At 70.2% G+C, this 22,027-nt stretch carries 19 protein-coding genes and 1 pseudogene; 10 read left to right on the top strand and 10 right to left on the bottom strand.

The genetic code is table 11. From position 1 onward, the window contains the following. Positions 1–214: 214 nt before the first annotated feature. Positions 215–940 (top strand): Mut7-C RNAse domain-containing protein, encoded by a 726-nt coding sequence (locus DY245_RS29140; protein WP_128510209.1) that lies wholly within the window; start codon positions 215–217, stop codon positions 938–940. 1,964 nt (positions 941–2,904) lie between these two features. Continuing rightward, positions 2,905–3,609, top strand: a complete 705-nt coding sequence (locus tag DY245_RS29125) for a class F sortase (RefSeq protein ID WP_128510207.1) — start codon at positions 2,905–2,907, stop codon at positions 3,607–3,609. A gap of 206 nt (positions 3,610–3,815) precedes the next feature. Here the strand turns inward: DY245_RS29125 and DY245_RS29120 are convergent, their stop codons facing one another. Further along, positions 3,816–4,472: a maleylpyruvate isomerase N-terminal domain-containing protein gene (locus tag DY245_RS29120; RefSeq protein WP_128510206.1), complete on the bottom strand. Its 657-nt coding sequence runs from the start codon at positions 4,470–4,472 to the stop codon at positions 3,816–3,818. An 88-nt stretch (positions 4,473–4,560) separates the two neighbouring features. On the opposite strand from DY245_RS29120, the gene hemC reads away from it, so the two are divergent. Beyond that, complete coding sequence (gene hemC, locus DY245_RS29115; RefSeq protein ID WP_128510205.1) at positions 4,561–5,496, top strand: hydroxymethylbilane synthase; 936 nt, start codon at positions 4,561–4,563, stop codon at positions 5,494–5,496. A gap of 119 nt (positions 5,497–5,615) precedes the next feature. Here hemC and DY245_RS29110 read toward each other — a convergent pair whose 3' ends face one another. Continuing rightward, positions 5,616–6,548 carry a LysR family transcriptional regulator gene (locus DY245_RS29110; RefSeq protein ID WP_128510204.1) on the bottom strand — a complete coding sequence of 311 codons (933 nt, stop codon included), beginning with the start codon at positions 6,546–6,548 and terminating at the stop codon, positions 5,616–5,618. 137 nt (positions 6,549–6,685) lie between these two features. Here DY245_RS29110 and DY245_RS29105 point away from each other — a divergent pair, with 137 nt between their 5' ends. From DY245_RS29105 to DY245_RS29095, 3 genes are all read left to right on the top strand, one after another. Further along, entirely contained in the window at positions 6,686–7,822 is a 1,137-nt protein-coding gene (locus DY245_RS29105) for a diaminopropionate ammonia-lyase (protein WP_220377960.1), read from the top strand. Further along, entirely contained in the window at positions 7,819–9,087 is a 1,269-nt protein-coding gene (locus tag DY245_RS29100; protein ID WP_128510203.1) for a Zn-dependent hydrolase, read from the top strand. Before DY245_RS29105 ends, DY245_RS29100 begins: the two co-directional genes overlap by 4 nt. 250 nt (positions 9,088–9,337) lie before the next feature. Further along, positions 9,338–10,237, top strand: a complete 900-nt coding sequence (locus DY245_RS29095; RefSeq protein ID WP_128510202.1) for a transcriptional regulator — start codon at positions 9,338–9,340, stop codon at positions 10,235–10,237. Here the strand turns inward: DY245_RS29095 and DY245_RS29090 are convergent. Continuing rightward, positions 10,153–10,596 (bottom strand): hypothetical protein, encoded by a 444-nt coding sequence (locus DY245_RS29090; RefSeq protein ID WP_128510213.1) that lies wholly within the window; start codon positions 10,594–10,596, stop codon positions 10,153–10,155. The two genes, DY245_RS29095 and DY245_RS29090, sit on opposite strands and share 85 nt — an antisense overlap. An 87-nt stretch (positions 10,597–10,683) precedes the next feature. Continuing rightward, a pseudogene (locus DY245_RS29085) lies at positions 10,684–11,496 on the bottom strand (endonuclease/exonuclease/phosphatase family protein); the annotation flags it as partial. Between the two features lie 184 nt (positions 11,497–11,680). Between DY245_RS29085 and DY245_RS29080 the strand changes: the two are divergent. Further along, positions 11,681–14,068: an MMPL family transporter gene (locus tag DY245_RS29080; RefSeq protein ID WP_181923919.1), complete on the top strand. Its 2,388-nt coding sequence runs from the start codon at positions 11,681–11,683 to the stop codon at positions 14,066–14,068. Between the two features lie 60 nt (positions 14,069–14,128). On the opposite strand, the gene DY245_RS29075 is transcribed toward DY245_RS29080, so the two are convergent. The 3 genes from DY245_RS29075 to DY245_RS29065 all read right to left on the bottom strand — a co-directional run bounded on the left by DY245_RS29075 (position 14,129) and on the right by DY245_RS29065 (position 17,345). Beyond that, the gene (locus tag DY245_RS29075; RefSeq protein ID WP_128510200.1) at positions 14,129–14,410 is read right to left on the bottom strand and encodes an acyl carrier protein; all 282 of its coding nucleotides are present in this window, start codon (positions 14,408–14,410) and stop codon (positions 14,129–14,131) included. Next, a complete protein-coding gene (locus DY245_RS29070) occupies positions 14,403–15,824 on the bottom strand; it encodes an SDR family oxidoreductase (protein ID WP_128510199.1) in 1,422 nt (473 codons plus the stop codon). The genes DY245_RS29075 and DY245_RS29070 overlap by 8 nt, the downstream gene beginning before the upstream one ends. Before the next feature lie 294 nt (positions 15,825–16,118). Then, positions 16,119–17,345 carry a beta-ketoacyl-[acyl-carrier-protein] synthase family protein gene (locus DY245_RS29065; RefSeq protein ID WP_128510198.1) on the bottom strand — a complete coding sequence of 409 codons (1,227 nt, stop codon included), beginning with the start codon at positions 17,343–17,345 and terminating at the stop codon, positions 16,119–16,121. A 931-nt stretch (positions 17,346–18,276) separates the two neighbouring features. Between DY245_RS29065 and DY245_RS44750 the strand changes: the two genes are divergently transcribed. Further along, complete coding sequence (locus DY245_RS44750) at positions 18,277–18,438, top strand: hypothetical protein (RefSeq protein ID WP_181923918.1); 162 nt, start codon at positions 18,277–18,279, stop codon at positions 18,436–18,438. 105 nt (positions 18,439–18,543) lie between these two features. Here DY245_RS44750 and DY245_RS29060 read toward each other — a convergent pair whose 3' ends face one another. Next, the gene (locus DY245_RS29060) at positions 18,544–18,888 is read right to left on the bottom strand and encodes an MmcQ/YjbR family DNA-binding protein (RefSeq protein ID WP_128510197.1); all 345 of its coding nucleotides are present in this window, start codon (positions 18,886–18,888) and stop codon (positions 18,544–18,546) included. A gap of 155 nt (positions 18,889–19,043) precedes the next feature. Further along, entirely contained in the window at positions 19,044–19,541 is a 498-nt protein-coding gene (locus DY245_RS29055; RefSeq protein WP_425329452.1) for a potassium channel family protein, read from the bottom strand. A 383-nt stretch (positions 19,542–19,924) separates the two neighbouring features. Between DY245_RS29055 and DY245_RS29050 the strand changes: the two genes are divergently transcribed. After that, positions 19,925–20,302: a hypothetical protein gene (locus tag DY245_RS29050; protein ID WP_128510195.1), complete on the top strand. Its 378-nt coding sequence runs from the start codon at positions 19,925–19,927 to the stop codon at positions 20,300–20,302. A gap of 16 nt (positions 20,303–20,318) precedes the next feature. Here the strand turns inward: DY245_RS29050 and DY245_RS29045 are convergent, their stop codons facing one another. Then, positions 20,319–21,278 carry a trypsin-like serine peptidase gene (locus DY245_RS29045; protein ID WP_128510194.1) on the bottom strand — a complete coding sequence of 320 codons (960 nt, stop codon included), beginning with the start codon at positions 21,276–21,278 and terminating at the stop codon, positions 20,319–20,321. A gap of 318 nt (positions 21,279–21,596) precedes the next feature. Here DY245_RS29045 and DY245_RS45405 point away from each other — a divergent pair. Beyond that, positions 21,597–22,027 (top strand): helix-turn-helix domain-containing protein (locus DY245_RS45405; RefSeq protein WP_220377959.1); only part of this gene is annotated, 431 nt, incomplete at its 3' end.

The raw sequence follows: 22,027 nt of genomic DNA, 5'->3' as shown, positions 1-22,027 counted from the left end.
CGGAAGGCGGCGTGCGGTCACGCGAGCTGCTCGGGCCGGCAGCTCGATGATGGGTCCGCCGCTCGCCGGGGTGTCGTCGCCATGTCTTCGCGGTGCCGTCGCGGGGTGTCTGGTCGCGCCGTCGTCACGGGGTATCCGGGAAGCCTGCCCGGCACGCCTGTGACCGGCGGAAATTGCTGGCTGGGGCGGCTCGCCCGATGACATGCTGTGTGGCGTGAACGGACCCGAGACCCACTTCAGCTTCGCCCCTGAGCTGCACCTTTTCGTCGCGGCAGAGCACAGCGTCGCCCATACGCCCGTGGTGACCGACGGGTCATCGACACTCGGCCATGTCGTCGAGTCGCTCGGCGTCCCGCTCACCGAGGTCGGGCGGCTGGTCGTGGACGGTGCTGAAGTGTCCGTCTCCCACATCCCGCGCGCCGGCGAGAACATCGAGGTGTACGCCATCGAGCGCCCGCAGCGCATCCCCGGCGCGCCGCTGCGGTTCCTGCTCGACGTCCACCTGGGCACGCTGGCGCGCAGGCTGCGACTGCTCGGTGTCGACGCGGCGTACACCAACGAGGACCCCGGCGATGCGGCGCTGGCCGCGCTCTCCGCGAAGGAGCGGCGGGTGCTGCTCTCCCGGGACCGAGGGTTGCTGCGACGGCGGGAGATCTGGGCGGGCGGGTTCGTCTACAGCGACCGGCCCGACGACCAACTCCGCGACGTACTGGGGCGCTTCGCTCCCACGCTCGCTCCATGGACGCGCTGTACCGCCTGCAACGGCCCCCTGGCGGATGCCGACAAGGATTCGGTCCGCGGACACCTCCAGCACGGCACTCAGCGTACGTATGACGTCTTCGCGCAATGCACTGCCTGTGGCCGTGTCTACTGGCGAGGTGCGCACCACGCCCGGCTTGAGGCGATCGTCGAACAGGCGCTCCGCGACAGCGCCACCTGACCCACATGGCGGCGCGGCCCTCGATGTTTCCTGTGAAGCCGGAAACCGCCCGCCGGCTCAGCCCATCGGCCGTACGAATTCCGCAATCCGGGTGAGGGTCTCCTCGGTGTTCGTGTGCAGATGGCCCGTCATCCCCGGCGACGGGGTGGCGGCGATATGGCCGCGGTGTCGTTGACGAAGAGAGGTACCGGACGATGCGCCACGAGGCCGCTTCGCCGGTGCGGTACCGCCGATCAGGATCTGCTCGTCATTTCGCCGAACACGGTGGCGGGGAAGGAGCGTTGGGCGATGCCCGGCCGGCCACTCATCTTCCGGGAAGCTCTCTTCCGTAATTCGCGGCCAACGGGCGCTGCCGTGAAGGGAGTTCGCTGCATTTGATGAGTTCTCGACGAGCCTTCGACGAGTGCGGCGGGCCCATCGAGCCGGACGGCCCGGGCTGTGGCTCCCCATCCCGTACGGCCGCGCCGCTGCGGTGGCGAGCTCTCCGGGCAGGATCCCGAGCGAGGAGCCGCTCGGCGGCTCGCGGGCACCATCCACGTTCGCGCGCGCCGCGCCGTACCGCACACGGCGGAGCGGGCAAGGCTGTCAGCGGCTCTCGGCGTGTCGCGGAGGGAGCCGCTCTCCGCGCTCGTTCAGCGCTGAATCGGCCCGTCAGGAACGCCTCCGGAACGCCCCTAGCCCACTCGTTACGCGACACGCCGACGACGCGCGCCATCCAATGGGTGAATCCTCCGCCTTCCGCCACTCGAAGAGCCCACGGCGTACCTCGAATGCGACATTCTCCGGTGGTGCGCGGTCGCAATCCGGCTGACGGTGATCACGTCGCCACTGCGATCCGATGAGCCGACAAAGAGTCAGCCTTCGCAGTCGCGCCGAAAGGAACATGTCCCCATGCGCACTGCTCGCACCCTGTTCGCCTCGGCCGCCATTACGGCGGTCCTCGCAATCTCCGCTCCTGCAGCGAACGCCATGATCACGGAGGACATTGCCTCGGACAGTGGTTCTTCCTCCAGCAACCACGACCACGACAGGAATGGCGACCGTGACCGTGACCGGGACCACGGTCGGGACCACGGCCGTGACCACGGGCGTGACAACGGCCGCGACCGTGACCACGGCCGTGGCGGTGGCCGTGACCACGGCCGTGACAACTGCTGGGACCGCGGCCGGGACCACGGCCGCGACCACGGCCGTGACGGTGGCCGTGACGGTGGCCGTGATGGTGGCCGTGATGGTGGCCGTGACGGTGGCCGGGACCACGGCCGTGACTTCGGTCGCGACCACGGCGGCTACGGCCGTGACCACGGCGGCTACGGTCGTGGCCACTGCCGTGACGGCCGGAGGCCGAGCGGTGGCGTGCACACCGGTGGCGGCGCCATGGCCAAGATCGTGGTCGGTGACTGGGACCAGGGCGGCGGCTACGGCGACNCACCGGTGGCGGCGCCATGGCCAAGATCGTGGTCGGTGACTGGGACCAGGGCGGCGGCTACGGCGACGACCACGGCCGTGACGGTGGCCGGGACCACGGCCGTGACGGTGGCCGGGACCACGGCCGTGACGGTGGCCGGGACCACGGCCGTGACGGTGGCCGGGACCACGGCCGTGACGGTGGCCGCGACGGCGGTCGCGGTGGCTACGGCGACGGCGGCCGCGGTGGCTACGGCGACGGCGGGTACGGCGACCACCGCAGGCCGCACGGCGGCATCCACACCGGTGGAGGCGGCCTGGCGACCGGCGGCGGCATGGCTGCCGGCTCCGTGCTGATGCTCGGTGGGCTGGGCGCCGGTGCCTACATGCTGCGTCGTCGCACCGCCTCGGGCTCTGCGGCGGTCTGATAAGGCTGCCCCCTACGGAGGCCGCAGTGCCGTCGCGGCCACCGTTCCTCGTGGACGGTGGCCGCGGCGATTGCGTTTCCGCCGCCCCCTCACGCCTCGCCGTTGCCCGTTCATGAAAGGCACCGTTACATGACCGCCCAGCAGTCGCCCCAGCGGAATACGAACCCACCCCGGACCGCCCCCGCGTCCCGCCCCATCGGCCGCGGCCTGCTGTGGTCCGCGGCGGCGTTTCTGCTGGGCTCGCTCCTCGTCTACAACTCCGTTGACACCTCGGCAGACCCCAAGCCGCAGTCCCACTCCGCAGTGGCCGTCTCCGCCACGCCCAGGGCAACCTCCTCCGCGGCCGCCCAGTCTCCCGGTCTGGCCCTGTCCCGCTCCGCGCCGAAGCGGCTGTCGATTCCGGAGATCGCCGTCGACGCGCCCTTCACCCCGCTGACCATCGGGCCGACCGGACAGCTCAATGCGCCGCCCCCGAACGACAGGAATCTCGTCGGCTGGTACAAGGACGGCGCGTCGCCGGGCGAGCGCGGTTCCGCCATCCTCGCCGGTCATGTGGACACCAAGACCGGACCGGCGGTGTTTTTGCAACTGGAGTCACTCAAACCCGGCAGCACGGTCAACGTCACCCGCGAAGACGGCCTCGTGGCGACCTTCAAGGTCGACACCGTCGAGACCTTCAACAAGGCGAACTTCCCCAGTGACCGGGTCTACGCCGATGCTCCGACCGCGCAGCTCCGCATCATCACCTGTGGCGGCGCGTACGACAGGAAGGTCAAGGACTACGTCGACAACATTGTGGTGTTCGCGCACCTCGCGTCGTTCAGACGTGCCTGACAAGGCTCCGTCCCGCGCCTGATCGCTCCTGCGAGGGGAGCGGTCAGGTGCGCGCGTTCGACCGGTCGACGGAGCGGTTGACGGCGGGGCGGCCGCTTCAGTGGGCGGACCGTCACAGCGAGACCGGCAGCGCGCCTTCTGCCGACGCGCGCCGGCCGGGTGGACGCCTGACGCCGGCTCACCTGTCCGGCGCAAGCGCCCGGGACTTATCGCCGGACGTTTGAGTCCCAGCGCCAACCGGTGAGGCGAGGGCGCCCCGGCAGCTCGGTACGTCCGGTCGCCCACAGCATGGTGAGCCAGGGGTCGCCGCCTTGCGGGGCGTCCGGGAACAGCCGGGCGAGCACCCGCGCGCACAGATCGGCGGGCGGGCTCCAGACGAGACCGAGCCCCGCCGCCAGATCATGGGTGTGCACCAGGGTCTCCACGACCCCCATCGCGGCGAAGCCCTCGGCGTCCGACACCCCGAACACATGGTGGGCGCGAGCCTCCGGCGGCGTCGTACGCACCATGGCGACCAGCAGCGCGCCGCTCGCCTCCAGCACCTGCAACAGCCCGGCGGGCCCCGCCGCACGGTCGGCGTGCACGGCGTTCGAGGGGCCACCGGGCCGCCGGCTCTCCCATACGAAGGGCACGTTCCCGTCCAAGGGCGGCTTCCTGGGGCCCAATTGGACGGCGTACGCGAAGAGGTCGTCACTGAGGTGCTCGACGGTCTCCCAGCAGTCCCACTCCAGCGATCCGGCCTTGTCGGCCCAGGCCGCCGGGGGCGCCTCGCGCAATACGGTCACGGCGAGCTGCACGGCGCGGTCGAGATCGTCCGCGGTGACGGGAGACGGCGGGAGTGCGGCTTCACTTGATCGGGACATGCGGGGACCGTACCGCGCACGAGGGAGAGTCGCAGACGCCGGGCCTGCTGGTGGCCTTCGCGAGGAACTGACGGTCTATCGTGGGCGCATGTCCGCCCCTGAACTGATCCGAATCGTCTCCCGCGACTCGCCCATGGCTCTGGCCCAGGTGGAGCGCGTCCGCGCCGAACTCGGTGCGCTGCACCCCGGTATCTCCACGGAGGTCATCCCGGTCAAGACGACCGGCGACCGGTGGATGGGTGCCCTCTCCCAGGTCGAGGGGAAGGGGGCGTTCACCAAAGAGGTCGACGCCGCCCTCCTGGCCGGTGAGGCGGACCTCGCGGTGCACTGCGTCAAGGACATTCCGGGCGACCGCCCGCTGCCGGCCGGCACGACCTTCGCCGCCTTCCTGGAGCGCGACGACGTCCGCGACGCGCTGATCCACCCGGGCGGGCTCACCCTCGACGAACTCCCCGCGGGAACCCGGATCGGCACCTCGTCGGTCCGCCGGGTCGCCCAGCTCGCCGCCTCCCACCCCCACCTGCAGTGTGTGCCGATGCGCGGCAACGCCAACCGCCGGATGGAGAAGCTCGCGGCCGGCGAGGCGGACGCACTGCTGCTGGCCGTCTCCGGTCTTGAGCGGATCGGCCGTACGGACGTGATCACCCAGATCCTGTCCGTGGACGAGATGTGCCCGCCCATCGGCGCCGGCGTGCTCGCTCTCCAGTGCCGCGAGGGTGACACCGACACCATCGACGCCGTCAGCGGCCTGGGCCACCCCCAGACGTTCCAGGAGACGACTGCCGAGCGCATGCTGCTGCACGTCCTGCAGGGCCACTGCAACAGCCCGATCGCCGGTTACGCCAGGACCGACCGCAGCGGTGAACTGTCCCTGCGGGCCTGTGTCTTCACCCCGGACGGCAAGACGGTCCTCAACGCCCACGAATGGGCCGGACCGCTCACCCCGGAGACGCTCGGCACGTCCGTGGCCGTCGCGCTGCTGCGTCAGGGCGCACGCGAGCTGATCGACAGCATCGCGCACTGAAGCCCGTGGCCCCCGGAGGGCCGGTGAGCCGAGCCGACGGCCGTCACCCCGCTGTGCGCCTCCGGGCGGCCCGGCTGCGCACCGCCCGCGCAAGCCCGCTGGTCTCCAGGACCGGCTGCTTAGCCGGCGGCCCGCCCCGGGAGGGTGCCGGCCGCCTGTTGGAGGGCCTGCCGGCAGGCCTGGACGGCGGGGTGCCGGCTGCGGCCGCGGCGTACCGCAGTGAAGAGTCTGCGTGCCCGATGGCCTCGGGGGAGCTCCTGCAGGGCGACCGTCGCCGGCCGGTCGTGCCATACGAGGTCCGGGAGCAGCGCGGCGGCGTGGCCCTGCTCGACGAGCCGCAGGTGGAGGAGGAGGTCGGTGGACTCGAACCGTACATCGGGCTCGAAATTCGCGTTGCGGCACAGCGTCATGGCCCAGTGCCGGGCGGCGGTGCCCTCCGGTTCCATGACCCATGGGTGCCCGGACAGTGCGCGCAGCCGCGCCGTCGGCCCTGCGGCGTCCGCCGAGTCCCTCGCCGCCGGGTGCGGCTGAGCCAGCCGCAGCGGATCGTGGCACAGGTCCTCCTGCTCCAGTTCGGCCGGCCGGGGGTTGGGGTTTCCGGGGTACTCCTCGGCGATGACCAGGTCGAAGTCGCGGGCCAGCAACGCCGGCAGCGCGTTCTCCGGCTCCATCTGCGTGACATGCACCCGTAGCCCCGGGTGGACATCGCGCAGGAGCGTGAGCGCAGGGGGCACAAGGGCGAGGGCCGCGGTCTGGAAGGACGCGAGGCGCAGCGTGCCGGTGAGATCGGTGAGGGAGGTGGCGATCTCCGCCTCGGCACGTTCCAGGCGTTCGAGCACCGCCTCGGTGTGCGCGACGAGGATCTCCGCCTGCTGGGTCAGCCGCACCCGCCGCCCCACCGGCTCCAGCAGCGCCACCCCGACCTCGGACTCCAGCTGCGAAAGCTGCTGGGAGATGGAGGACGGGCTGTACGACAGCGCGGCTGCGACGGCGGCCAGTGTGCCGCGGTGCTTGAGCTCACGCAGCAGCCGCAGTCGGTGAAGGTCGAACATCGGCGGGTCCCTTCCTTGCGGGCCGGGCCGGTGCGCAGGGAACCGGAGGTCCCCGGCCGTTCGGTCACTTTCTCTGATGAATATAGATCGGAAACATTTGCTGGACCGAGGTATGGGGTGGGTCCCACGCTGTTCCTGTGTCTGAGATTGCTTCGATTTCTTCCATCCGCGCTTCGCAGCCTTGGTTCGCGCGCTCCGGCGGCCGGGCCTGGACCTGTCCGCCCGCCCCCGCGGCGGTGTACGACTTCCACACCTCACTGCCTGAATACGCACCCACTCCGCTCGTCGAACTCCCCTCCCTGGCCGTCGAGTTGCATGTCGGCCGGGTCTTCGTCAAGGACGAGTCGTGCCGGCTGGGCCTGCCCGCGTTCAAGGCGCTGGGCGCGTCCTGGGCGGTCCACCGGACCCTCGCCGAGCGGGCAGCCGAACAGGCGCCGGCCGGTCCGCTCACGCTCGTCACCGCCACCGACGGCAATCACGGCCGCGCCGTGGCCCGTATGGCCCGCCGGCTCGGACAGCGCGCCCACGTCTTCGTACCGCAGGGTGTCCATCCGGCCGCCGTAGCCGCCATCGCCGCCGAAGAGGCGCAGGTCACCCAGGTCGACGGTGGCTACGACGACGCGGTACGGGAGGCGGCCCGTGCGGTGGCCGGCGCGCCGGACGCGGTCCTCGTCCAGGACACCGCCTGGCCCGGCTACGAACAGATCCCCCGGTGGATCGTGGAGGGCTACTCGACCCTCTTCGCCGAGGTCGACGCCCAACTGGCCGCAGCAGGCGCCGAGTTGCCCGGCCTCGTGGCCGTACCCGTCGGGGTGGGCTCGCTCGCCCAGGCCGCCGTCACCCACTACCGCAGCCGCCCCGCCGGCCCGGCCCGCGCGGCCCTGCTCGCCGTGGAGCCCGAGACGGCGGCCTGCGCCCTGGCCAGCCTCGTCCAAGGGGAGCCGGTCACCGTGGCGACCTGCGAGACCACCATGGCGGGCCTGAACTGCGGCACCCCCTCCGCCCTCGCCTGGCCCTACCTCCGCGACGGGCTGGACGCCGCCATCGCCGTCACCGACGCCGACAGCGCCCGCGCGGCCCGTGACCTCGCCGCCCTGGGCGTCTCCTCCGGCCCCTGCGGCGCCGCCTCGCTCGCCGGTGTCCGCGCGGCCCTCACCGGCGCCGACGCCGAAGCCCGTCGCACCGCCCTGGCCCTCGATCCCGCCGCGACCCTCGTCCTGCTCAACACCGAAGGCACCGCCGCCAACCCGCACCACCAGGAGAACCCGTCATGACCAACCCCGACCTGATCACCGTCAACGGCGACCGCCTGTGGCAGTCCCTGAAGGACCTCGCCGAGGTCGGCGCGTACGAGGACGAGCGCACCGGCCTGCGCGGGGTGAACCGGCTGGCGCTCACCGACGCGGACGCGGCCGGGCGGCGCCTGGTCATCTCCTGGATGGAGCAGGCAGGACTGTCCGTCCGCATCGACAGGATGGGCAATATCTACGGCCGCCGGGAAGGCACCGACCCCGCCGCCCGCCCCGTGCTGACCGGCTCCCACATCGACAGTGTCGCCACCGCCGGCGCATTCGACGGCTGCCTCGGCGTGCTCGGCGGCATCGAGGTCGTACGCACCCTCAACGAGCGCGGTATCACCACCCGCCGCCCCCTGGAGGTCGCCGTCTTCACCGAGGAGGAAGGCGTCCGGTTCGGAACCGACATGCTCGGCAGCGCGGTCGCAGCCCGCCGTCTGTCCGCGGCCTACGCGCACGCCCTGACCGACCGCGACGGCGCCACCCTCGGCGACGAGCTGGCCCGCACCGGATTCGCCGGTCCCGTCGACGAGCGCCTCGACGCCCCGCACGCCTATGTGGAGTGCCACATCGAGCAGGGGCCCGTCCTGGCTCGGGCCGGGGTTGAGGTCGGCGTCGTCACCGGCGTCCAGGGCATCTCCTGGCAGGAGATCACCTTCCACGGCCGCGCCGCACATGCCGGCACCACGCCCACGGAACTGCGCGCCGACGCCGGGCTCGCGGCGGCCCAGCTCATCGTGCGGCTGCGCGCCATGGTCGACTCCGGCTCGTACGGCGAGCTGCGCGCCACCGTCGGACACCTCATCGTCCACCCGGACCTCACCAATATCGTCCCGGCCCGCGCGGAGCTGACCGTCGACCTGCGCAACCCCGACGACGCCGCCATGGCCCGCGCCGAGGAGGATCTCGCGGCCTTCCTCCGGACCCTGGAAACCGGGCAGCCCGGACTCTCCATCGCCACCCGCCGGATGGCCAGGACTGCCCCTGTCCCCTTCGACGAAGGCGTACAGAAGGTCATCGCCCGGGCCGCCGACGACCACGGTCTCGCTCATCTCTCCCTGCTCTCCGGTGCCGGACACGACGCCCAGGAAATCGCTGCCCTCTGCCCCACCGCCATGATCTTCGTCCGCGGCGAGTACGACGGCATCAGCCACAACCCACGCGAGTACTCCACTCCCGAGACCTGCGCGCATGGCGTCGATGTGCTGGCAACCGCCTTGCTGCGCCTCGCCGACGAGGAGTGATCGCCGGGGCAGTGGCCGTGTCCCACCGGTTCTGCCGCCGATGGAGTCCGGTGGGACACGGCTCGGCCGCCACGCGTTCATGAGCTGCCGCAACACCCCGCGAACAGGGAAGAATTGGGGAACTGTCGGGCTTCGGCTGCCGACGTGCGGAGTGGTTCCTTGACCGTTTACGGGCAAGTCGTACGCTGAAAACCCTTAGGGCGCCGCCGTTCAGCGGTGTCCTGTGACCGGGGGAGACGGGGGAGCACGGATGGCCGTGCGCATTCACTTCAGCGTGGAAGACCTTGCCAGGACGTATGTCGCCGAGCGGCCCGACCCGCTGTGGGAGGTGCTGCTCAGTCTGCATGTGCTCCAGAGTCGCCACGGGGCCGCGACGTTCGCCCGCTGGCGACAGCGGACGCTGTCCCGGCTCGACGGACCGGCGCGCGGACTGCTCGCGCTCGCGCCACCGAGCGGCTACAGCCCCGACTTCCTCACCCCCGACGCGTCCGCCCGCGGCCTGGAGGAGGGCCTGCAGAGCCTGGCGGCCACCTCGCGGGTTCGACTTCGCGCCGATCTCGGGCGGCTCTCTCGTGCCCACCAAACACCTTTGTGGATACGAGAGTTGACCGGAAGGAATCTTCCTCGGATCGCGGACGCGGTGCGCGACTACTACACCGCGGCCATCGAGCCGTACGAGACCCAGCTCCGCAGTCATGTCGAGGCGGACCGGTCGGTGCGCAGCCGGGCCCTGCAAGGGGGCGGAGTGCAGCGGCTGCTCAGCACCCTGAACCCGGAGCTGCGCTGGCAGTCGCCCGTACTGGAGCTGCGTACCGGAAGTGCGGATCGTGAACTCCACCTGGGCGGGCGCGGATTGCGGCTGATCCCGTCCTTCTTCTGCTGGCGCAGCCCCATCATGCTCAGGGATCAGGAGTTGCCGCCGGTCCTGGTCTACCCCATCGAGCGCAGCCTGGGGTGGGACAGTGGCGCCGGCCGCGTGACGGAGGGGGTGGCCCAGGGCCGTGACAGATGGACCTCGGCGCAAGGACGGCCGCGAGTCATGGACCGAGAATCATGGGTCGCGAGTCATGGGCCGGTGGCCTCCTCCTCGGCTGTCGTGCGTCCGAGCGGTAGCGGGCGGTCGGGCTCCCACGGCACCACCACGACCTGATCGTCGTCCTCGTAAATGATCCTTCCCGGGCTCGCGGACTCGACCCGCTCGCAGGGCACTTCATGGTGGGCCAGCAGCTCCAGGTAGCCGTCCACCCGGTCGATGAGATGTACGGCCGTGGTCTTGAACCACGCCACGGCGCCCGGGTGCAGTTCGCGATCGTAGACCGTGGGGTCGAGGTCGGAGGGGTTGGCGTAGTTGGCGTCGTACCAGTCGTTGCCGGCGCGCCAGAACCGGTACTGCTCTTCGCTGAGCCTGCCGTCCCGCGCAAGGCCGTTGGCGAGGGCGAAGATGCCGGGGAAGTGGCCTCTCGGGCTGCGCGTGGTTCCCTGGAACCGTACGTACAGCGGCTCGTTCACGTGGTTGCCTCCAGCTTCTGTTTCTGTTCTGTTTTCTGCTGTTCTCTTCTGTAGCCGGCGCTTCGACTGGTCGGCTTCCCGTGGGGTGTCCCTCAGGTCCGCGACTACTGCCGCATGGTCGGAGGGCCACACGCCGTCGATGGGCGCGTCACCCGCGCGCCGGATGGAGCGGACGGCGCCGAGAGCGCCGGGCCCCGGTGGTCCGATGTGGATGTAGTCGACCCGTACGCTCGGGTCGCCGCCGGGCGCGATGTACGGATTCGCCGCATCCCAAGTGGCCGAGGGGGCGGCCGGATCGGCGTACTCCCAGGCGTCCAGGAGGACCTGGCCGGGAACGGCGGGGGCGGTCTTGTAGCCGCCGAGCAGCCGGATCTCGTCGGAGTCCGGCCAGGCGTTGAAATCGCCGGTGACCACTGGCGGAAAGCTGGTCCCACCGCGGTGAGCTGCGACGAATTCGGCCAGCGCCGTGACCTGTGCGCAACGTAGGACCGAGGCGTGCAGGTCCGAGGTCAAATGGGTGGTGAAGAACGGCACTTGGTGTGTCGGCGCGCCCACCCGTGCGTAGAGGGCCAGCCGGCCGTCGTCGTCGCCCTCCGCCGAGGGCAGCCGGGCCACCGCGCGGTCGATGAGGGGCCAGTGGCTGAGCACGGCGTTGCCGAAGTCCAGCGTCGAGTCACCGAGCCGTTTCTGCCATCGCTCGGGCGCCGTTGAGGCGGCCCACGTCCAGTGCATATCGAGCTCTTGGGCGAGCCACTCCGCCAGATTCTCCCCGCCGCCGGCCCACACCTCCTGCAACCCGACGATGTCGGGCCGTAGGTCGCGCAGCGTCGTGAGAATGGCCTTCCTGCGCTGTTCCCATGGGCCGAACCGCCACCACACATTCCATGTCACTACGCGCATCTGCTGCCCCGCCCCCGTCTCTTCGCGGTCTCTCCGGTCTCCCCAGGTCCATCGGTGCAATCCTGCAACAGGGCGCGGTGGCATGGCGCGACGAGACGGCCGTAGGCTCCGCCGCCTGCTCCATGCAGCCGGGTGGCGGCGCGTCACATGCCCTCACCGGCAGCGCGGCTGGAACATGGCGGGAATGTGGACGAAATCGAGTAGAGACGGCAAAAAGGGCGGCCGACGGGAGCGCTCGTTCGGCGGCTGGTGTGCGGCGTTCCCTCGCCGGGTGCTGATCGTGGCCGGACTTCTGTGCATCGTGTTCGCCTGCGCGGCGTCAGGGTTGTCCGAGCGGCTCTCCGTCGGGGGATTCGCCGCGTCCGGGACGCCGTCTGCGCGAGCCGAGGCGTGGGCGGCTCGCTTCGGGGCCGATCGGCCCGAACTTGTCCTGGTCCTACGGCCGTCCCGGCGCGCGCTGGACAGCCCGGCGGTGCAAGCGGCGGGACGTCGTATCACGGAGCGGCTGGCCGCCGAGCGCGGTGTGTCCCGGGCGCGCTCGTACTGGACCGAGGCAGACGGGGCGTTGCGTTCGGCCGATGGCCGCTCCGCTCTCGTGCTGGCCGATCTGTCCGGCAGCGAGACCGACACGGCCCGCACGGCGCAGCGGCTCGTGCCGCGCTACACCGAACACGGCGGCCTCTTCGCGGTCCGGGCCACCGGACCCGCCTGGAGCCTCGCGCAGTCCACCGAGCAGGCACGTACGGACCTGGTGCGGGCCGAGCTGATCGCGGCTCCGCTGACGTTCGCGATCCTGGCCCTGGCGTTCCGGTCACTGGCGGCGGCGCTGCTCCCGGTGGTGGTCGGCGGGCTGTCGGCTGTGGGCGCCCTGGCCGTCCTGCGGGTGCTCACCGCCGTCACGGATGTCTCGGTATTCGCCGTCAACCTCGTCGGCGCACTGGGTTTTGGGCTGGCGGTGGACTACGCACTCTTCATCGTGGCCCGGTTCCGGGAGGAGCGGGCGCGCGGACTTGTGCCGCGCGCGGCCGCGCAGGCCAGTGTGGCCACGGCCGGGCGTACGGTCGCCGTATCGGCGGGCACGGTAACCGCGGCCCTGGCGGCGCTGCTGGTGTTTCCCTTCTCGTTCCTGCGCTCGATGGCGTACGCAGGGATGGCGGTCGTCGTCCTGGCGGCGCTGACGGCGGTCGTCGTGCTGCCGGCCGTCCTGACGTGCTGGGGACCGCGGATGGAGTCGCTCGATCCGCTGGCACGCGTGCGGTGGGCACCGGCGCCGACGATCGGCCGGGACAGTCCGCTGTGGCGTGCCGTGGCCCGGGCGGTGACGCGGCGTCCGCTGTGGTGGGGAGCGGCCTGCATGCTGCTGCTCACGGTGATGGTGCTGCCCTTCGGGCACGGGCGTCTGGGGCTGGCCGACGAGAGGATTCTGCCGACCGGCGTCGAGGCCCATGCGACGGCCGATCTCGTCCGCCGGGAATGGGGCACGCCTCCGGAGGGCACCTTGGCGGTGGTACTGCCGCGGGCCGATCCGGATGCCGACAAGGCGGCGCTCGATGCGTACGGGCGAAGGCTGTCCGCGCTGGCGGGTGTCCGCGGCGCCGTGACGGTGACGGGACGGTACGTGGGCGGCCGGCGGGTGGGCGAGGCTCGGCCGCAGCGCGCCCTTCCCGATCCCCATCCCGATCGCCGTGCCCGTTCCCATCTCCGTACGTTTTCGCCCGACCGCCGAGGGCGCGGCACCGTGGCGACGGTGTCGATGGTGCCCGACCCACAGTCGGAGCGCGCGGCCGACCTGGTCCACGCGGTGCGTGGTCTGCCGTCCCCCGGCCCCGGGCATGTCGCCGGCTGGGCCGCGCAAGTCGTCGACGCCCGCGATGCATTGACGAGCCGGCTGCCGCTGGCGGCGGCGCTGATCGCGGCGGGGACCATGACCGTGGTGTTCTGGTTCACCCGCAGCGTCGTGATCCCGCTGAAGGTGCTCGCCGTGGCAGCGCTCAGCCTTACCGCGGCGCTCGGGGGCATCGTCCATGTCTTCCAGGACGGCCACCTGCGCTGGCTGGTGGGTGACTTCACCGCCACCGGCACGCTGGACATGACCATTCCGTTGCTGTTGTTCAGCGTGGCATTCGGTCTGTCCGTCGACTACGAACTGTTTTTGCTCTCCCGTATCCAGGAGCACTACCGGGCCACCGGAGACAATACGGAGGCGGTCGTCCACGGCATCGCCCGGACCGGCCGCCTGTTCACCGCGGCCGCCCTCGCCGTGGCCGTGGCGATGGGCGCACTCGCCTCCTCGGGTGTGCTGCTGCTCAAGGAGCTGGGGTTCGGCCTCGCGCTGGCCGTTGTCGTCGATGCCACGGCGGTGCGGGGCGTGCTGGTACCGGCGGTGATGCGACTGGCCGGGCGCGCCAACTGGTGGGCCCCGGCCCGTACCCGGTCGCCCCGACGTCGACGCCGGCGCGGCCCACAGCCCCTCGCGGACCCGGACACCAGCGCTCCTGCCAGTGCTCCTGTCGGACCCGGACAGCCTCCGGTCGGTCCACCGCCTACGCCTGCCGAAGCACCCCAGCAGTGACGGTCGGACGACTGCTTCCGCCGGCTACGGCTGTCGCGTGGGTGGGGGAGCGGAGCCCACTCACCCGGCCGTGGTCCGAGCCTCCTGTGCGGCCCCGCCCGCGATGCCGGACGGCGACCGCAGCGCGTCGACGAATTCGGCCGCCTCACCGAGCGTCGTGGCAGGACGCAGGTCGGCCTCCCCGGTCACGCCGAGGCGTTCGGACATCACGATGGCGAGTTCAAGGAGCGCGAGTGAGTCGACCTCAAGCTGCTCGAAACTCACATCGGGCCGCAGATCAGCCGGCTCGACGCCGAACGTCTCCGTCAGCGCCTCGCAGATCGCGGTGTAGGAATCAGACATGAGCCGTCACGGCTCCCTTCGGTGCGGAACCGGCAGTTGAAGTACCGGCGGGTGGGGTGCTGTCAGGTGAAGTGCTGTCAGGTGAAGTACCGGGAGGTGAAGTGCCGTCAGGAGACGTACCGGCGGATGCGGAACCGGCGCATGCAGAACCGGCAGATGAAGAGGACGCCGTCATGCCCGAGCGCACGTATTGCGCCGACAGCGCCGCCGGCGGCTCCAGGCCTGCCGTCGCGGCTTCCAGCCCGGACCGGTCGTAGCCACGGCGGGACCACCAGTACGGATCCAGCCCGGCGGCCAGCCGCATCAGGGACCGGTCCAGGGGCCTCATCCGCTCCGGGGTGAGCTCCGGATCCAGTTCGACGTCGAGCCAGTCGCACGTCTCCAGGGCGATCTGCATCAGCCACGGCACCGAACAGTCCTGAGGGTGCGATACGTGGTAGGTCGTCACCAGCAGGTCGCTCGCTCTATCCAGGCCACTCGGGTCGCCCTGGCTGCTGGGACTGCTGGGACTGCTGGGACTGCTGGGAGTGCTGGGACTGCTCGGGCCACTCGGGCTGTTCACGCCCTTCGCACCGCCCACGCCACGTGCCTCGCCCGGCTCACGAGCGGCACATCGCAGCATCGCCGCCACCGCCCAGTCGACCTGCAGCAGATTGACGACGGCATCCGGCCGGCCCGGCACACGCGCCGTATAGGGGAACGTCACGTCCTCGGCAGGCACACCGGATGCGCGTAGTACGAGCGCGGGCCCCTGCCGCCCGAGCAGGCTCGTCCGCGCAGCCTGGACCGCCAGCCAATGCCGTGGCTCACCCGTACGAGCAGGCCGGTCGGTCACCAGCAGACTCGGGCGGAACACCACCGCCGGCCGGCCCTTGTCCTGCGACCAGTCACGCACCAGTACTTCCGCGCGGTACTTGGACTCCTCATACAGGGTGGCGAACCCGTACCGCTCGTCCAGCGTGTCTTCGAGCACCATGCCCTCGCGCCGCTCGCCGGCGACGAACGCAGTGCTGATGTGAAACAGCCGCGCCTCGCGCTCACCGGCATCCAGCAGCTCCAGGACGCGGCCCGTGCCCTCCACATTGGTCCGGTGCAGCGCCGCCACCGGTCCCAGTGGGCTGGTGTCGGCGGCGCAGTGCCACAGCTCCTGCGTCTGACGCGCCAGCGCGTGGTGGTCCTCGGCGGACAGGCCCAGCCGAGGCGCGGGCAGATCGATCTTGACCGGGGTCACTCGCCGCTGGAACTCGGCCTCCTCCCAGCGGGCACCCGTACTGCGCACCGCCCGCGACAATCGCTCCCGAGCCGTGGCCGGATCATCCCGTACGAGGGCGCAGACAGGGCGGTCGTCCCTGCGCAGCAGCGCGGCAAGCAGATGTGCTCCGAGAAAGCCGGTGGCACCGGTGACCGTGATCAACGATTCACTCCTTCGACCGCGTGCCGGCCACGACACGGCAGGGCCGCCGAGCCACGCACCACAACACCCGCTTACTGGCGATTGTCTTATTTATACGCGTATGTCGAGTTGTTGGTGAACAGGCACACAGGCGCCATCGAGCATTCGCGTGAACTCGCGGGAGCGGGAGCCGCAGCGGGGTTCGCGAGGGCGGCAAGGGTGACAGCGGCCGCAGCAGCATCGGTCGCAGCCGTCGCGGAGCGCAGACGCGGCCCCATGCCCAACGGCCTCGAATCCCTCTCCCCGCTGCCTTCCTCATGGCGCCGCGCGAAACACCAGCACAGCGTTCTGCCCGCCGAAGCCAAACGAATTGCTCACCGCCGCCGACATCCGCAACTGCCGCGGAGCCTTGCTGACCACATCCAGATCGATGTCCGGATCCAGGCACTGCAGATTCGCCGTCGGCGGGACCACCTGCTCCTGAAGCGTCAACACCGTGCAGGCCGCCTCGATCGCCCCCGCGCCCCCGGCCGAATGCCCCAGCACGCCCTTCACCGCGGTCACCGGCGGCGGCCTACGGAACACCTGCCGCAACGCCCGCGCCTCGGCGCGGTCGTTCAGCACCGTCGAGGTGCCATGAGCATTGACATGGTCGATGTCCCCCGGCTCCATCCCGGCATCGCCCAACGCGGCCTCCAAGGCCTCGACCGCCCCACGCCCTTCTGGGTGCGGCGCGGTGAAGTGGTACGCATCGCACGATGCCCCGTACCCCGCCAGATAGGCCCGGGCCTTGGCTGCGCGGGCCCGCGCATGCTCCACCCGCTCCAGAACGAGCACCCCGGCCCCCTCCGCCAGGACGAACCCGTCGCGCTCCGCATCAAAGGGGCGGGAGGCGCCGGCAGGGTCGTCAACACGGCGCGAGAGCGCACCCATCTGGTGGAAACACGCCGCGGGAACGCGACTGCACAGCGATTCGCTCCCGCCTGCCACCACGACATCGCAGACATCCGCGAGCAGCAACTGCCGGGCGGTACCCAAAGCGGTCGCACCCGACGCGCACGCCGTACTGACCGTCAAATTCGGTCCGCGAACCTGCAGATCCATCCCCAGCTCGCCGGCGACCATGTTCGGCACACTGCGAGGAATGGCCAACGGAGAAATATCGGTCGCCCGCCCGCCGGCGAGTTTGTGGAACTCCGTCTCGTAACGCTCCATGCTCGCCGTGCCGACTCCCAGGACCACACCTACCCGCATCGGATCCCAGCCCCCCGCGTCGAGACCGGCATCGGCCACCGCCTCACGGGCAGCCACCAGGGCCATCGCCGCAAACCGGTCCAAGCGCCAGGACAACCGGCGCCCCAGGCGCTCCGCCGCATCGAAGTCGGGCACACGGCAGCAGAAGCTCACGGGCAATTCAGCAAGAGCCGGATCACCCGCTGCGGCGGATTCGCCGCCCAGCACCCCCTGCCATGTGGCGGCCACCCCCACCCCCGCAGGCGTGACCAGCCCCAACCCCGTAACGGCCACCTCCCGCGCGCTCATCCGGCCCCCACCATCAGCACACCTGCCCCAGCGATTCCCGGCATGCCCTCAGTATCTGTACGCGACCTCCCGTCCCCGGTTCGCCGAGCCGCACCGTCCCCCGACCAGCGCAGCCGATCACTCGCGCACCTCGTTCCGAACCTCTTTCCGTACGTCTTTCCTTACCTCTTTCACCGGAGCCCGCGAGAAGCCCGGCCCGCGAGCGCCCCGCAATCAGTTCACCCACGCGGAAGCGGGCGGCCGTCGTAGGCCTTTGCTCGTCCTGCAGTTCACTCACTGCCTTCTCAGCGAAAGGCGGAGCACAACTACACCGCCGACAAATCCCTGCTCCTCGACGGTTTGATGGAGTCGCATCACCGGCTATTCCACCGCCGTGTTTGCTGAACTTCGCGAAAATCGGTCTTCGGAATTGAGGGACGACGAGCAGCTGTCCGCGCGGAGCCTGACGGTCGATAGGGATGGTGGCTACCTCACCGGCCCCACCGGGGAGGGCGGCGCTTCCGGCGACTGAGCGGCGGCAGTGCGGGCACCGCCGTGTACGACAAACCTGACTGGTTGGAGGGCGGCGGCCTCGGCGACGAGCCCAGCGTGGGCCGGCTGCTGTCCCTCGCTGCTCGGTCGGGGATGCGACGGGCGCGTGCGCCCGCGAGCCGCCGAACGAAACGCCTGCTTCGGACCAAAGGGGGAGGAGCCGGAACGCGAACAGTGTGCGTTCAATCACCAAAGGTCTCAGGCGCTGGGATGATCTTTACGGGCTCCCTATCCGCGTGAAACGATGTCCGCGCCGCACGGGGGAGCGGCGCACGAGTGGGAACAACCTCCCTTTGCGCACCAACTGTTCAGCTGACAACTGAGGTGCTCCCTTCTTCCCGGGGCGGCGAAAACCTACCAAGCCGCAGCCAATTACTTACACGGGAATGGGACCACCGATATGAACACCACCGCGCACTCTTCCGGCCGTACCCCGATCTACGAAGAACTCGTCGAGAAGCACGGCGATGTCCTCGCCGAAACCCGCGAGGCCGCCGAGCACTCCCAACTCAAGGCGTCCCAAGCACTGGACTGGAGCGATCTGCGCCGCCGCCACCAGTGATGCCTTCCCCGCCGGTCAAGTGGTGGTGAGACGGGGCGGACGCGGCTCTTCCGTCGACGCCCGACCAGCGGGACGTTACTCCCGCTCACTCCGTCCCGGGAAAACTCATTCCGTCCCGGGGAAAGCGTCCAACAGCCGTGTCGGGGCTGCTTGCTTCCAGGAGTCGACGAGGATGTCCCGCAGCTCCTCCAGGTCCTCCAACTGGGCAAGCCGAACCCTCACCCAAGAAGAGCTGGCCTCGTGCGGCGGTACCCAGAATTTCTCGGGTTCCGCCGCGATCAGCTCCTGTCGCTCGTGGATGGGGCATCTCACGGCAAATGATGTCTCATCGTCGGGGATCGTGATGAACATCTTCCCGGCGACTCGGAAGGTGGGCATCTGCCAGGCCTCCTTCTCCACCGTCTCCGGCAGGGAAAGAGCGATACGGCGGACATCAGCGGAATCGATCACGCTCCCTACCTTAGACACGCAGCGCACGGTACGAACACGTATTCCCCAGGTCCCTGTGAACCGGAACCGGCTCTCCCTGCCTCTCGCCTGACCGATGCCCTGGGGCACCCGCACTTGCCCATCGGCAGGGGACTGTCCCAGCCCGCACTTCTCGCTCAAGGGGTGGAGTGCGGGCCTTTGTCCCTGATCAGGTTTTCGACGTGGTCGAAGCGGGCGTGCAGAGTGTGCAGCTCCGAGCGGAGCGTCTCCGCGTCCTCGCGTGCGTGGTTCCCCACGGCCTTTCCCAGGCGGATCATGTCCTGCTGAGCGTGACCGACAAACCAGGTCGCGAGGGCCGCCGTAATGACACCGAACGCGGTAATGGCGCTGAGCATCAAGAGGGACGCGATGATGCGGCCCCAGAGTGTCACCGGGTAGAAGTCCCCGTAGCCGACGGTGGTCGCCGTCTCGAGCGACCACCACAAGGCCTTCGGATAGGACGTGATATTCGCGTGCTGCGCACCCGATTCGGCGACGACGACCAGAGCGGCACCCGCAAGAAGTACCGCGGTCATGACCACAGTGACCCAGAACGCCGCTCGTGCGTGAAGTCGGCGCCACGCCTCATCTCCGAAGAGGCGGTTCAGTACGGCGGCGAGAAACGACGGCACCAACGGGCGTCACCTTCCACTGCGGGCCCGGCTGGGCAACCCGGCCTTCCCCTGAAACTGACATTAACAGGGGCTAATGCGACGCTCGGCCAGGTTGGTGGGTGATGGTGCGGCAGATCGGATGGCGGAAGGCGGCAGGTGAAATTGTCGCTCAGCCGCGAGGTGAGAGGTGATGGGGCACGCTGATGGTCGAATGCATCGGGGAACTGGAGGCGATCTGGCCCCGCTGCCGGTCGGCGGCCCCATTGCCTCCAGGAGTTGGTGGTCCTCGTTCATGGCTGAGTCATATAGCTGACGGTGGATCGGACGGGAAAACGTGATGCGGTGACGGGCGGCCGTCACTACCGTCGAGTCGTTTCGTCAGTAGGGGACGCGGAGGAGGGCGTATGTCGGTGGGGGACGAGCCGCGCGTGTACGAGATACGGATCCACGGGTGTGCGGGCACGGAGGAGGCTCTTGCGCTGCAGGAATCGATCGTGCGAGTTCTGTGTCCGGACGAGTGGCACAAGGGTCCCTGCGAGGTGCCGTGGGGATTCACCCTTGGTGCCGACGAGCGCGCCGACGGCGGCGAATCCGATGGCGGCGAATCCGTTGTCCTCGTGCTCGGCATCTATACGTCCGGCAGAACGGCCGCGGAGGTGGCAGACCGGGTGCGCGCCGTCGTGGGCGAGGCGCGGGAAGCCGTCTTGTGTGAGGGTGACGCCGAGCAGTTCGAGGAACTGGTGGAGCAGTTTCGGATCGAGAACGGATCCGCCCGGTCCTGAGCGAGCGGTCTCACGATCAATTCGGCGATGAGGCCTGGCGCGGCCCGGCGGGGGTGTCGCCGCGGACGGCATGGAGGTAGAGCGCCAGCGTGTCGAGCGTGAAGTACGAACTGTAGGAGACGTCGGGGAAGTCACCTCCTGTGTGATAGCCGCCGATGACGCCGATCAGGGCGTAACCGGTGAAGTCCTGTACCAGGAACGGGCCGCCGGAGGTGCCACCGATGTAGCCGGCGCACGCGATCTCCAGGAAGTCGCCGGGGGCGGCCGGGTCCGTACTGGTGTATCGGTGCGTGGAAGAGGTGCAGTCCAGCGGCTTGGGGTGGGTGGTGTCGCTGTTGCCGGGGTAGCCGATGAGCCGTACGTTCCGGTGGTCGTACCCCGGGTACGGGCGGAGGTGGTAGCCGCCGGTCACCTCCTCCACCTCGGCCCCGTCCTGGCGCGCCGCGAGCCGCACGACCGCGTAGTCCCAGCGAGCGCCCGCGTCGGTTCCGAGGTCGTAGTAGCGCTGGTCGATGTAGATGCGGTCGACGGGGTAGATGCCGTGCGGCTTCTGGCCGTCGTGATATTGCGGCACGAATGACAGATAGCGCTTGGGGTTCGGGGAGCGCAGACAGTGTGCGGCGGTGACCACGAGGTCGCGGTACGGGCTGTGGACGACCGTTCCGCCGCAGAACCGGCCGGTGTTGGTGCCGTCCGTCCAGAAGAATGTCCCCACCTGGGGGAGGCCGTCGAACGGGTGGCTCGGCGGCGTGGGGTCGGCCGCCGAGCGCGGCGCTCGCGAACTCCTTGTGACGGAGGCCGGTTCGGCGGCCCTCATCCGCTGCGGAGTCCAGTACGCGTCGGCCGACACGGGGGCTGAACCAGATGTGTTTGCGGCGTGAGCGAGTGTCTCGGGCGGGACTGCGAGCGACAGTCCGAGAAGAAGCGTGGTGATCAGCAGGGCGACGGGGCCGCGTACGGCAATCGGTCTGCGCATGATCGGGGTCCTCCCGAGGACACGGCGTACGGAACGAGAGACATGTGCGAGGCGGGACGTGTGCGGGCGGGACACGTGCGAGGCGAGCGTGCCATGGTCCTACGGCGGGGAGGCGCGTGGCGAGAGGGCGTGCCGGAATTCGTGCTCCTGCTGTGCCCCGTACCGCTCCTGTCCCGTAATGCGGACGTCCCGTACGGCTCACGGCCGGCTGCAGGTCGGTACGGCGTCACGCGGCGGCTCCCGAAGGTGCGATCCGGCGTGTGTTTTGCGGGTGATCTGGAGTGCGTTTCGGATAGGGTGGGGGCGGAGGTGTTCCCCGTGCCGAACGAGCAGGACGAGCTCTTTGCGTCGGTTGATGCGTTGCTCGAACAGGCTGCCGCACCGGATGCGCTGCCGGAGCCGGCCGAGCGTAAGCGGCTGCGCGAGGCCGGTGGTCTGAGCCAGGATCAGATCGCCAAGGCGCTGTCGGTGCGGCGCGAGACCATCACCAGTTGGGAGTCGGGGCGGACCGAGCCGCGGCCACCGAAGCGTGCGGCCTACATCCGGCTCCTGGAGGGCCTGGCTGAACGGTTCCCCGCTGACCGGGCCACGGGCAGTGCACCCGCACCCGCGCCCGCCGCGGCGGCATCGGGAGCCGTCACCGGCCGGCCGCCCGCCGCGCAACACTCCGCAGCGCCCATGCCCGCGCCTGCCACCGCCCCTGTCCCTGCCCCCACCCCGGCTTCGCCCCCCGAGCCCTCGCCCGCCCC

It is taken from the genome of Streptomyces inhibens, assembly GCF_003389455.1.
GTDB classification, from domain to species: domain Bacteria; phylum Actinomycetota; class Actinomycetes; order Streptomycetales; family Streptomycetaceae; genus Streptomyces; species Streptomyces inhibens.
The sequence above is the reverse complement of the archived record's forward strand: the minus strand, read 5'-3'. Positions and strand labels throughout refer to the sequence as shown.

What these genes read in the sequence shown, in the direction of transcription:
- DY245_RS29120 (WP_128510206.1), bottom strand. Translation starts at nt 4,472, where the DNA reads ATGTCCCGATCAAGTGAAGCCGCACTCCCGCCGTCTCCCGTCACCGCG.
- DY245_RS29110 (WP_128510204.1), bottom strand. Translation starts at nt 6,548, where the DNA reads ATGTTCGACCTTCACCGACTGCGGCTGCTGCGTGAGCTCAAGCACCGC.
- DY245_RS29100 (WP_128510203.1), top strand. Translation starts at nt 7,819, where the DNA reads ATGACCAACCCCGACCTGATCACCGTCAACGGCGACCGCCTGTGGCAG.
- hemC (WP_128510205.1), top strand. Translation starts at nt 4,561, where the DNA reads ATGTCCGCCCCTGAACTGATCCGAATCGTCTCCCGCGACTCGCCCATG.
- DY245_RS29065 (WP_128510198.1), bottom strand. Translation starts at nt 17,345, where the DNA reads ATGAGCGCGCGGGAGGTGGCCGTTACGGGGTTGGGGCTGGTCACGCCT.
- DY245_RS44750 (WP_181923918.1), top strand. Translation starts at nt 18,277, where the DNA reads ATGAACACCACCGCGCACTCTTCCGGCCGTACCCCGATCTACGAAGAA.
- DY245_RS29050 (WP_128510195.1), top strand. Translation starts at nt 19,925, where the DNA reads ATGTCGGTGGGGGACGAGCCGCGCGTGTACGAGATACGGATCCACGGG.
- DY245_RS29095 (WP_128510202.1), top strand. Translation starts at nt 9,338, where the DNA reads ATGGCCGTGCGCATTCACTTCAGCGTGGAAGACCTTGCCAGGACGTAT.
- DY245_RS29075 (WP_128510200.1), bottom strand. Translation starts at nt 14,410, where the DNA reads ATGTCTGATTCCTACACCGCGATCTGCGAGGCGCTGACGGAGACGTTC.
- DY245_RS29125 (WP_128510207.1), top strand. Translation starts at nt 2,905, where the DNA reads ATGACCGCCCAGCAGTCGCCCCAGCGGAATACGAACCCACCCCGGACC.
- DY245_RS29045 (WP_128510194.1), bottom strand. Translation starts at nt 21,278, where the DNA reads ATGCGCAGACCGATTGCCGTACGCGGCCCCGTCGCCCTGCTGATCACC.
- DY245_RS29080 (WP_181923919.1), top strand. Translation starts at nt 11,681, where the DNA reads ATGTGGACGAAATCGAGTAGAGACGGCAAAAAGGGCGGCCGACGGGAG.